Annotated in this window: 12 protein-coding genes; 7 read left to right on the plus strand and 5 right to left on the minus strand. The window is 58.9% G+C overall.

Annotated features, from left to right (window positions below; genetic code table 11):
* Positions 1-176 precede the first annotated feature (176 nt).
* A complete protein-coding gene (locus JNN07_27180) occupies positions 177-1295 on the minus strand; it encodes an LptF/LptG family permease (protein ID MBL9171446.1) in 1119 nt (372 codons plus the stop codon).
* 96 nt (positions 1296-1391) lie between these two features.
* Between JNN07_27180 and JNN07_27185 the strand changes: the two genes are divergently transcribed.
* From JNN07_27185 to recF, 7 genes are all read left to right on the plus strand, one after another.
* Positions 1392-3197, plus strand: coding sequence for an ABC transporter substrate-binding protein (locus JNN07_27185; GenBank protein MBL9171447.1), 1806 nt, complete (start codon positions 1392-1394; stop codon positions 3195-3197).
* Positions 3194-5005, plus strand: coding sequence for an ABC transporter substrate-binding protein (locus JNN07_27190; protein MBL9171448.1), 1812 nt, complete (start codon positions 3194-3196; stop codon positions 5003-5005). Before JNN07_27185 ends, JNN07_27190 begins: the two co-directional genes overlap by 4 nt.
* Positions 5006-5091: 86 nt before the next feature.
* A complete protein-coding gene (locus JNN07_27195; GenBank protein MBL9171449.1) occupies positions 5092-5715 on the plus strand; it encodes a MotA/TolQ/ExbB proton channel family protein in 624 nt (207 codons plus the stop codon).
* Positions 5712-6143 (plus strand): biopolymer transporter ExbD, encoded by a 432-nt coding sequence (locus JNN07_27200; protein MBL9171450.1) that lies wholly within the window; start codon positions 5712-5714, stop codon positions 6141-6143. Before JNN07_27195 ends, JNN07_27200 begins: the two co-directional genes overlap by 4 nt.
* Positions 6140-6964 (plus strand): hypothetical protein, encoded by an 825-nt coding sequence (locus tag JNN07_27205; protein MBL9171451.1) that lies wholly within the window; start codon positions 6140-6142, stop codon positions 6962-6964. The genes JNN07_27200 and JNN07_27205 overlap by 4 nt, the downstream gene beginning before the upstream one ends.
* 12 nt (positions 6965-6976) lie before the next feature.
* Entirely contained in the window at positions 6977-7201 is a 225-nt protein-coding gene (locus tag JNN07_27210; GenBank protein MBL9171452.1) for a hypothetical protein, read from the plus strand.
* A gap of 481 nt (positions 7202-7682) precedes the next feature.
* Positions 7683-8768 carry a DNA replication/repair protein RecF gene (gene recF / locus JNN07_27215; protein ID MBL9171453.1) on the plus strand — a complete coding sequence of 362 codons (1086 nt, stop codon included), beginning with the start codon at positions 7683-7685 and terminating at the stop codon, positions 8766-8768.
* A gap of 68 nt (positions 8769-8836) precedes the next feature.
* On the opposite strand, the gene JNN07_27220 is transcribed toward recF, so the two are convergent.
* The 4 genes from JNN07_27220 to JNN07_27235 form a co-directional block, all read right to left on the minus strand.
* The gene (locus JNN07_27220; GenBank protein ID MBL9171454.1) at positions 8837-9445 is read right to left on the minus strand and encodes an N-acetylmuramoyl-L-alanine amidase; all 609 of its coding nucleotides are present in this window, start codon (positions 9443-9445) and stop codon (positions 8837-8839) included.
* Positions 9446-9640: 195 nt separating this feature from the next.
* Positions 9641-10012, minus strand: coding sequence for a VOC family protein (locus JNN07_27225; GenBank protein MBL9171455.1), 372 nt, complete (start codon positions 10010-10012; stop codon positions 9641-9643).
* A 217-nt stretch (positions 10013-10229) separates the two neighbouring features.
* Entirely contained in the window at positions 10230-10601 is a 372-nt protein-coding gene (locus JNN07_27230) for a VOC family protein (GenBank protein ID MBL9171456.1), read from the minus strand.
* Positions 10602-10704: 103 nt separating this feature from the next.
* Positions 10705-11112: a hypothetical protein gene (locus JNN07_27235; protein MBL9171457.1), complete on the minus strand. Its 408-nt coding sequence runs from the start codon at positions 11110-11112 to the stop codon at positions 10705-10707.
* Positions 11113-11427 lie beyond the last annotated feature (315 nt).

Below are 11427 nucleotides of genomic sequence, written 5' to 3' on the forward strand. Positions count from 1 at the left end.
CACACTTCCGCGGAGAAGTCCAGAAGGAAAGCGCCGAAAAACCTCAACGAAATTCAAATCGTCAAAACTTTAAACCTCAACGGGACTCAATGTTTGCAGCATCATTCTCACGCTGACGAATCGCTTAACCGGACACTACTGATCACTCATCACTCATCACTCATCACTCCCCCCAATCACCTCACCCTTTGAGTCAGCCAAATTCCTGCCCCTCCGAAAAGCAGATTGGGGCCCCACGCCGCCAGCCAAGCCGGGAGTCGTCCGCCCGTTCCCAACGTCAACCCCATCCGCATGCAAATGAAGTAGGCAAAGCACAGGAACACACTCGCCGCCACCCCCACAAATGCGTTGCGACGTCCCGAGGGAGCTCCGAATGGGAGCGCCACTAAAACCACCACCAGACACGTCCACGGAGCTGCCAAACGACCATGCAATTGGGTCTTGAGCGGATCGCTTCGCCGCATTTCATTGGGATACAGGGCCCGATAATCTAGAATCTCCCGAATCGAAAGCTGAGGACGCTTCGCCGCCTGACGCAAATTGGAAAAGAGCAGGTTCACTTTCAAGGCAGTGCGGATCTGCAACGGAGTTTCGGAAAGCTCAAAGACTTCCAGTCGATTGGTCACCGTGCGCTGGGGAAAGCTGGCTGGCACATTCGAAAACACCGTGTCGATGGCATCGTGAAAAACCCAGACCCCGTCCCGCCACTCCCCCCGACGCGCCACAATCTCCCGTCGCGCACCATCCGGCAGCTTCCACCCGACATGCACCGATTGCATATCCCCCGTCAGCACATCGTAAGTGTCCATCTGCCAGACCCGCCCCAGGCCGGAGGGAAAGCCAAAATTCTTCAGCACGCGCGCAGCCGAGGTGCTGGTCGTCGAGAGGTTGCGCTTGCGAATGCGTTCCGCCGCATCGGCGCTGCGAGGCCCCCAAACCTCGCTCACCGCAAACAACCACAGGCTGCACACCAACCCCACCAGCAAGTAGGGCAGGCTCAGGCGCCAGAGGCTGATTCCAGCCGATCGGATCGCCGTCAACTCATGATGCCTGGAATGATTGGTCAAGGCATACAAACAGGCCAGCAGCAGAGCCACCGGAAGCACCGTGGTCAGCAACTCCGGGAGCTTCCAGAGGTAGTACTCCACGTAGTCGGGCAGCCGCAGCTGGTCCTTTTGTAGGTCCGGCAGCTCCGCAAACAAATCGAACGAGATCCAAAAGATCAGGAATCCCCCCAGGCAGTATCCGAAGGGAATCAGCAGCTCGCGCAATAGGTATCGATCCAGCAACCGCATTTCCCCGGGAGCTTAGCCCCCAGTCCAAAAAACCCAACTCAAATGACAAAACACTATGCAGTTGCGCACCGTTCGACTACTCCTTCTCCGGTACATATGCGTCCTCAACACGGCACAATCCAAACGGGCCTCCTCCTGGCGCTGGTATCCCTCCTCGCCGGATGCGGCAAACAGACTCCCGCTCCCGGTGCAACCGGTGCCCGCACCGACTATCCGCTGCCCGATCCTCCGCTGGTCTCAACCTGCGAGCCCGGCCAGCACGGCGGCCGATTGGTCATTTCCACCTTCGCCGACCCCAAGACGTTTAACCCCATCACCGCCAACGAGCAGTCCTCCCTCGACATCCTTCGGTTCTTTTTCTCCGGCCTGGTGGACTATGACTACACCACCCTGTCTCCCCGACCCGCGCTGGCTGAATCCTGGTCGGTTGAACCCGACCAAAAAACCTGGACCTTCAAGCTGCGACGCAATCTCTGGTGGAGCGATGGACACCCGCTCACGGCCGATGATGTGGTCTTCACCTGGCAGGTGATCTATGATCCCAACATCGATAATGTGACCGCCGACGCGTTTCGCATCGATGGCAAGAACTTCGAAGTGACCAAGGTGGATGATCACACCATCAAGGTGATAACTCCCGACATCTATGCCCCCTTCCTGATTTATTTCGGCGGCCAGGCCATCATCCCTAAGCACATCCTCTCCAGCGCCGTGGCCACCACCAACTTCGCCTCCGCATTCGGGGTCAACACCCCCCCCGAACAACTGGTCAGCAGCGGCCCCTTCAAACTGAAGGAATACAAGCCCGCCCAGCACGTGCTCCTCGAGAAGAACCCCTACTTCGCGATGACCGATAAAAACGGTCTCCGGTTGCCTTACCTGGACAACGTGATCTTCACCATCGTGCCCGACATGAACACCATGACGCTGCGCTTCCTGGATCGGGGCGAAAGCGATGTCCTGGAGTTTGTTCGTCCCGACGAATTCGAGAAGTTCAAAACCAAGGCGAAGGAAGGTCGCTTCGCGGTTCACGATCTGGGGCCAGGACTGGAGAAATCCTTTATCTTCTTCAACCAGAACACCAACGCCAACCCCAAGACCGGTAAGCCTTACCTGGACGAAAAAAAGCAAAAATGGTTCCGCAACACTAAGTTCCGACAGGCCATCGCCCACGCCATCGATCGTGAAACCATTGCCAAGAACATACTCGGCGGCCGAGCGGTGCCGAACTACGGCTACGTGAGCCAGGCCAATGCGAAGTGGCACAACTCCAATCTGGTGGAATATCCATTCAACCTCGACCGCTCACGCACCCTGCTCAAGGAAATCGGCATCGAAGACCGCAACAACGACGGCAAACTCGAGGACGCTGAGGGCAACAAGATCGAGTTCCTGTTCCAGACCATCAGCGGGAACCCGCTCCGCGAAAGCATCGCGGTGGTCGTCATTTCCGATCTCAAAAAGCTGGGCTTGGAGGTCTCCAAACAAACCGTCGACTTCAATAAACTGGGCGACATGATCCGAGTCACCCGCGACTTCGACTGCGTGCTGTTCACCCTGGGCGGGGGCGACACCGATCCCACGTCCAGCATGAATGTCATTAAGTCGGACGGATTCACTCACCTGTGGGCCATTCGCCAATCGACCCCCTTCACCGACTGGGAGGCGCGCATGGACTACCTGATCTCCGCCCAGGTCAAAACCTTGGACTTTCCCACCCGAAAAAAATACTTCGATGAGGTCCAGGAAATCATGAACCGGGAGCAGCCCTTCATCTACACCGTCTCCTCGCTCCACGCCGCCGCCGCCCGGTCGGATCTCAAAAACATTCGTCCCAGCGTGATTCCCTCCTACCGGCTCACCTGGAACATCGAGGAACTCTATTACCAGAAGAAGCCATGAGACTAACACCATCGACTCTGCTGCTCGCCGCCCTCTGCCTCTCGTGGGTAGGCTGCGGTCCCTCGTCCTCTCCCACCGCGCCGGGCGGAAGTGCCGGCACCGCCACTCCTCCCACCGGCGATCCGAGCCTGCCGGAAACTCCTCGGGTGGTCCGAAGTGAGCCCGGAATCCGGGGCGGGCGACTGGTGTTTGCCGACTTTGGCGATCCCAAAACCTTCAACCCCGTCACGGCCAATGAAACGTCCTCCCTCGACCTCATCTACCTGATGTTTGACGGCTTGGTAAAGAAGGACCAGATCACCCAGGAGCTTCTGCCTGGCTTGGCCGAATCCTGGACCGTCTCCCCCGACCAAAAGACTTGGCGGTTCAAGCTGCGCAAAGGGGTGAAATGGAGCGATGGCCACCCCTTTACCGCCGACGACGTGGTGTTCACGTTCAATGAGCTGGTCTATAATCCCAAGACCCCCAACGTCAAAGTGGACGTGCTCCGCGTGGACGGCAAGGATTTCAAAGTCACGAAGATCGATGACCTCACTGTGGAGGTCTTCACTCACGAAATTTTCGCCCCGTTCCTGGAGTTCTTCGGCCACGACGTCCACATCGTGCCCAAGCATAAGCTGGAAGCGTCCGTGCGCAACGACAGCTTCGAGTCCGCCTACGGGGTCAATACCAAACCCGAAGACCTGATCGGCACCGGACCCTTTCGGTTGAAGCAGTTCAAACCCGGCGAACTCACCCTGCTTGAGCGGAATCCGCATTACTGGTCGGTCGATTCCAAAGGCACACGCCTTCCCTATTTCGACAATGTGGTGGTGGTGGTGGTGCCGGACCAGAATGCCATCTCCCTCCGTTTCACCAAGGGAGAACTTCACGTCCAGGAGTTCGTTCGTCCCGAGGAAGCCGCCAGCTATCGCGAGAAAGCCAAAGCCGGATCGTTCAACCTGTATGAAATGGGGGTGGGCAACAAGCGGGACATGTTGATCTTTAACATGAACACCGGAACCAACAAGGCCGGCAAACCGTTCGTGGCGCCCGCCAAGCTCAAATGGTTCCGTAACGTTAAGTTCCGGCAGGCCATCGCTTACGCCATCGACCGCGACGCGATTGTGAAATCCACTCTGAGCGGGGAAGGCAGCCCTCAATTCGGTTTCATCTCGTCCGGCAATACCAAGTGGTTCAATCCCCATGTTCCCCAGTATCCCTTTGACCTCGCAAAGGCCCGGGCCTTGCTTAAGGAAATCGGGATCGAAGACCGAAACCAAGACGGACTGCTCGAGGATGCGGAGGGCAACGTGATCGAGTTCGAGCTCAACACCAACGCGGGCAATAGCCGCCGGGAGAAAGGCTCCATCCTCGTTCAGCAGGATCTGAAGAATCTGGGCATCAAGCTGAACTACCGTCCGCTCGAGTTCAACACCCTGGTGAGCAAGCTCGACTCCGTCTACGACTTCGAATGCATTTTCCTCGGCCTGGTGGCGGAGTCGTCCGACCCCGCCTCCAGCTTGAATGTGCTGCGATCCAGCGGATCCACCCATCAATGGTTCCCGCGGCAGACCTCTCCCTCAACCGACTGGGAGGCACGCATCGATGACCTCATGAACCGTCAGCTCAAGACGCTCGACTCTGCGGAGCGCAAGAAGCTGTTCGATGAGGTCCAGTTCATCCTGGCCGATCAAGTGCCGGTCATCTACACAAGCTCGATGAACGCCTTCGCGGCCTCCCGCAAGGAACTCCGGAACGTGCGTCCGACGGTGAATGTGAACAACGCGCTCATCTGGAACGTGGAGGAGCTCTATCTCAAACCCTGAGACACGCCCCCGCCATCCGCCCGAAACAATGTCCAAACTCCCTACTAGATTCCTTGTAAAGCGGGAATCGAGTTCTCTATAACACGATCATGGTGAAAGTACTAACAGCCGGCGGGCCCATGCTGTGGCTCATTCTGGCAGCCAGCAGCGCTGCAATCGCCGTGTTCGTGGAGCGGGTGCTGCACTACCACCGGGCTCAGATCAACTCCATGGAGTTTCTCAATGGCGTGCGCAATGTGCTCAAGCGGGACAATGTGGTGGAGGCGCTGTCGATCTGCGACGCCACTCCAGGTCCGGTGGCGCGCCTGGTGCGGGTCGCCATCCTCAACCGCGAAAAGGGGCGAGAAGGACTTCGCAGCTCGCTCGAGGAGGCCGGGTTGACTGAAGTTCCCCCGCTCGAGGAACGACTCAACATCCTGGCGACGATCGCCCAAATTGCGCCTCTCATGGGGCTGCTCGGCACCACCCTCGGCATGGTCAAGGTGTTCACGACGCTCCAGGTGGAGAACCTGTTCGCCAGTCGCGAGGTCCTGTTTAACGGCATCTGGCAATCCCTGATCTGTACCGCTGCCGGCCTGGCGCTCGCCATTCCAGCTTACGCCGCCTACAACTACCTCGTTACCCGCGTGAATAACATCGTGCTCGAGATGGAACGAGCCGCGACCGAGATCATTAACATTGTCACCGAACCGCCGCGCTCCGACACATGAGGCTCCCGCGCAACCATAAGATCTTCCGAGGACAGCTGGATGTCGCGCCCTTCGCCGCGGTGTTCTTCCTGCTCGTGATCTTTCTGGTGTTCCACAGCGGCCTCGTGCTCACACCCGGAGTTCCTGTGAACCTTCCCCGGGCAGACGGGCTTCCCGGTCTGACCAATCAGGCCGTGGTGGTGGCCGTCGCGGCCAATGGAATCTGCTTCTACGAGAACCAGGTGACCTCCCAGAACGAACTCAAGACCAGACTCCGCAGCGTCGCAACGGGTCGCGGACCTCTCACCCTCGTGCTCCAGGCGGATCGCGAGGTGCGCCACGAGACCTTGATCGAGCTGTGTCAGATCGCCCGGGATGCCGGGATCGACCAAATCCTGCTCGCCGTGAGGGCTCTGGTGGTGCCACTACCGCTGCCGAGCAAGCCGTGAGATCCCTGTTCCAGATTCCACCCGGAAGCCGGCCCTGGTTGATGGCCGTCGGAACTCTCACGATCATCCAAGCGGTACTGCTGCACTGGGGCACCAAGCAGATCATCGAGATCCGTCCCACCCCCGCGTCGAATACCAAATACTCTCTGGTGCTGGGTGAGAGCCATTCATCGCGGGTGCTGGAACAGTTGGGTCTGGAGTCACCAACCGTCTTTGCTCTGCCGAGCCCGGAGGGTTTTTCAGGAGAAGCGTGGCTGCGCTACCGAACCCCCACCACCAAGCCGCAACCCATACAAGACTCACCGAGTTGGCTCGAGATGGAAACCAACAGTTTCGGCAGCCTTTTCCGTGGTTTTGTGACCCAGCAGACACCTCCGCCCATGCGCGTCGCCGATCTGCAGGTGGTCTGGCGTGACAACTTTCCGACCGATCCGATCCCGGAGCGACATTCCGATCTCTATCTGGAAGGGGATCTCACCTCCCGCCAGCTGCTGAGCCCGGTCCGTCTCCCGGCCTGGCCGCACACGGACGTGGCGGCGGAATCACACGTGCAAGTGCTCGTAGACTCCGACGGACGGGTTCTCTCAGCGGTGCTCCTGGAGTCCCAAGGACGCCTCGCCAGCAGTTCCTTGGCGCTCTCGAGCCGGGTGCCGGCAGCTGATGCCTTTGCCCTCGATTTTGCGCGTTCCGCACGCTTCAAGCCGTTGCCGCCGGATCGGCCCCGAGCGGTAACGGAGACGGACACTCGCCTCAGCTCGGGGCGATTGATCTTCCAGTGGACCACGATCCCCCTGGTAAACACGAACCGATCCACCCTATAGCTGACCGAGGAGATGCGCTTCGAAACTCTCATCGTTCTCTATGTCGCTGCCCTGCTGGCAGCGCTCACCGGCGTCGGGTGGTATGCGGAACAACGCCGTCGCCGATTCGGATTCACTCCGAGCGAGGACCGCATTTTCCGCTGCCAAGGGTGTGGCTTCGTCTACACCGACGACGCCGACGTCGACCGTTCCCGCTGCCCCCAATGCGCCAAAGCCAACGACGCAATTACGTTTTAGGCGCTACGCGCTAGCTGCTAGATGCTAGAGTCCATAGTGTAGGAGCCGAGGTGACGAGGCTCCCCTCAGCGGGAGCGACGACCAATTCGCTGAACGTACGTTCACCCGTTTGGTCGTAGGCGCCAAGGCTCGAATCAGGCGCAGCGCTTCCCCCTCTGGACCGCGGTGGCACGACGCCGCTGTTCCTTCACGCCACGACAAGTCCAACCGATCACCTCAAACCAACCAGGTTTAGCGAAGCCATCCCCCTCTCCCCACACCCGATGTGCCCAGAGGGCCCACGCTACAATCGATAGGGGCCCAAATGTGCGAGGTGCACTGCGAAAGGAAAATCTCTGCGACCTCTGTGTGAGAAAGGCGGGGCTTCCCTGGGACGAGGGGGCGATTACGATTACGACTACGATACGGACGCCTGATCACCAACATCCCAACACCCGACTTCCTTCTCGCCGAGCCCCTGCTCAACTCTTAACTTCCCGGCGTGCATTTGGCTCATTTGCGACTTCGTGATTTCCGCAACTACGCGCGGACCGATGTCGATTTCACTCCCGGGTTCCATGTTCTGCTGGGCGACAACGCCCAGGGGAAGACCAATATCCTGGAGGCGATCTACCTCATGGCCACCCTGCGCTCATTCCGCGGTGTCGGAGGTGCCCAGATGATTCGCCAGGGCCAAAAGGGCTACTTCGTCGGCGGCCGCGTGGTCTCCACCACCGAGCACACCATCAAGATCTACTGGTCCAACGCCGAACGAAAACTGTCGCTCGATGACCAAGCCGTCAAACGGCTCAGCGACTACCTCGGCGTCCTGCGCGTCGTGGTTTTCTGCACCGAGGATCTGCAACTCGTCAAAGGGACGGGACGTGGTCGCCGCCGGTTCATCGATCTCCTGCTTTCCCAGACCTACCCAACCTATTTGGGACTTCTCCAGCGCTACACCCAGGCCTTGCGCAGCCGCAATGCGCTCCTGAAGCAGCGAGTCATCGACGAGTCGGCTTTGGAAAGCTTTTCCGGCGAACTGGTCCGCCTGGGAAACGAAATGATGCAACTACGGCATCAGCTCATCCCACGCTTTTCGCCGCTGGCCCAACTGGCTTACCAGCGCATCTCCAATGCCGCCGAGGAACTCCGATTGGAATATCAACCCAGCGTGACCACCGATTTCGCGGTGGAGCTGGTTCGCCATCGCGCTCGCGAGCGCACGTACCGCAGCACTCTGATCGGCCCGCATCGGGACGACTTGGACTTGCTCCTCAATGGGAGATCAGCCGCCCAATTTGGCAGCGAAGGACAAAAGCGCTCGCTCGCTGTAGCCCTGAAGATGGCCCAGGCAGACTACCTCACAGCGCTGCACGGCACACCTCCGATCTTGTTGATCGATGATGTGATGGGGGAACTGGACCTGAAACGACGAAGTGGGCTCCTACCGCTGCTGCATCGGTCGCACGATGCCCGCGGCCAAGTCTTCATGACCTGCACCGAGGAGACTTGGCCCTCGGAACTCGGCCGAGATCTCCACCGTTGGAACGTCAGACAGGGAACCATTCAAGCCGCCGAGGCGAAGTAAGAGACCGAGAGATTCGAGAGTTTCCGCACCTCACCACGGCCGCGCCATCGACGCGGCGGTGTATGCTGCTAGGCAGAGCGAGGCAGGATCAATCTTCCATACCGCTGGCGCATCCGAGCGATTGGAAAATTTCGTCCGGGGCACACGGTGCGGCCAGGCTCGATCTCTCGGTGAACCGCGAAGCGCACTCGTTTCCCTACCACATCCGAACGGAGGTAATCCACCAGCTCTTGAAAAGCGATCAGTTGATTGGAAGTCGGGCGACCTTCCTCAAAGTTGCCGACCAGGCAAATGCCGATCCCCACCTCATTGATGTCTTCACTGCGAACGTGCCCGCCTTTCAATTGCTTCAGCCATCGCGCGCCAATCTCAATCTCGCCATCCCCTGAGTCGACGCCATTGCCAATGACAAAATGATACGCCAACCCGTTCTCCATACCGCGCTGCCGATGCGCCCGGTCATAAACCATCGCATTGCCGTACTTGATCGCGCTGTGATGCCCCACAATCCACTCCCATCGCCCCCGCTGCACAGGGATCGAGGCGGTCTTACTACGGACAAGCTTCGTGAAGCGAATGGGGCCATGGCTCTGCCTCTTTGCAAAGGCCTCACTGCGCATCGCAAGAACCAGTCCAACCGTGGCGATGCGTCGGATGAATGCGCGCCGAGTATTCATGGTGTTTGGAATCTGTCGGATGGGAGTTCCAAGTCAATATCAATGGTGACATCGCAGACGGACTCGGCGGCCTTATGTCGGGCTTTCAGCCCTGGATGGCGGGGGAGGCTTACCTGGGGTTGGCACCCCAGGCTGAGATGGGGCGCACCGTTGGTGCTCAGGAGAGAAAAGCGCCTACCCGATCACCAACCCAGCCTAGAACACCACCTGACCGATGCGCAGTAAATTCCCATCGGGATCCACCAACGCGAATTCCTTCATCCCCCAGGGTTTGTGCTCAAGAGCATCCAATCGGGGAATCCCCTTGCGCGGCAGCGAAGCCGAGCTAAATGATTGGTAGATCGCATCCGCATCCAAAACGCGAATGTAGCAGCCGGCGAACGACTCGGCCGGACGCAGCTCTGTGTGTGTAAAAAAGTGAATCTCAACCGTGCCCCGAGTCAGGATCGCGTAGGAATGTCCCGGTCCGCAAAGCTTCCCCTCGAACCCGAACTGCCGATAGAACCTCAGCGTGTCGCTCACCGAGCGACTAGGGAGAATGGGGATGGCAAGGTCGTTCGTTTGCATAGAATAAATGTAGGAGACGGTGATGAGTCTTCGGTTCGAGTTCTCGCTGTAGGAAGCGAGGTTGACGAGTGCTCAGGCTCGAGTATCGCCCCCCAAGCACTCCTCACGTCGTCCTCTACACCAAGAGCTCCAGGAGACGCGTGTCATGCTAAAGTTGAAAACGGCCGTAAAGCCGTCTGAGCCGCTCGCCGCCGGATTCCGTAGGGTTCTCATCGCCTCAGGGGTGACCTGCCTTTCGCTGGTGGATTCCCACCGAGTTTCCGTCGGGGTCCCGGACGAAAGCCATGTGGCAAACAGGGGTCTCGAGGGGACCAAAGTTGAACGGCACCCCGGCGGAGCGAAGCTCCGCGACCGCTTTGTCGAAGTCATCGACCTCCAAAGCAACGCTGCATCCATCGGAACTGGGGTTCATCCCCGGCGCCACGCCAATCGCGAGCGTCCCAGAGCCAATATCGTACTCCACCCAGTGGGCACCCTCCATCTGATGATCCATGGTCGCCGTGAGCCCCAGAACCCCCTCGTAGAAAGCGCGCGCCTTCTCCATGTTGGTGACCGGGTAGCAAGAAAACGCAATTTCGAGAATCTTCATATCTTTTGGTTTCGGCCAACAACAAGTTGCCCCGTCCAACCGGGGCTCAGGGACTGTTTCACCCACTCCACTTCGCCGCGTTCCGCCCTGGAGGCGAGCAAAATCACCTCAGCGGTGGTTCCGCCGGCCCAGGATTCCCCGCAGCGTCCTTGGTTTTATCCTCGGCCGGGCGTAGCTGAAAGATAAGAAACCGGTGTCCCTGAGCTTGAGCTGCTGCAAAATCTACTTGAGTGACTGGGAGCCCAACCTCCGCCGCTACGGGATAGAATCGGGCATAGGATACCTCGTCGAACGCATACGGTGCGCCGCGATGCAAACCGGGCAACATGTCTCCGAACCGGATCTTGTGAACGAAGCAGCCCTGGGCCATGGCGGCGTCATACTCCTCCACGAACTTGCGGACAGCCGCCTCGGAACCCGCTACGAGAGCCGCTCCGCCCGTGCAGATTATCTGCTGGCTGGCCGACAATCCGTAGTAGCCAATGACCTTAGAATCGCGATCCGCGCTCATATGAATTCAAACTGAAATGAAGCCTGAACCATCATCGTCCTGAGTCCAAGTTCGGAATGAAGAGGAAACCCAGGAGGGACGTTGAACCGCAATGGACGCAATGGACGCGAGGGGGAACCCGAAGGGAAGAGGAAACCGGAACTGTTCTTTCCCCTTCAGCCCAATCGATGCAGTAGGGCGGCATGCGGTTGCGCAGCAGGTTTTTGCGAAAACCGAGGCGTGAGGAGCGAGCGTATTGAGCGAAATACGTAAGCGACGAACAACGAAGGATTTCGCAAAAAAATCAAGCAAACGCGTGCTGAACGACTGCATGGA

The organism is Verrucomicrobiales bacterium, assembly GCA_016793885.1.
Classification (GTDB): Bacteria; Verrucomicrobiota; Verrucomicrobiia; order Limisphaerales; family UBA11320; genus UBA11320.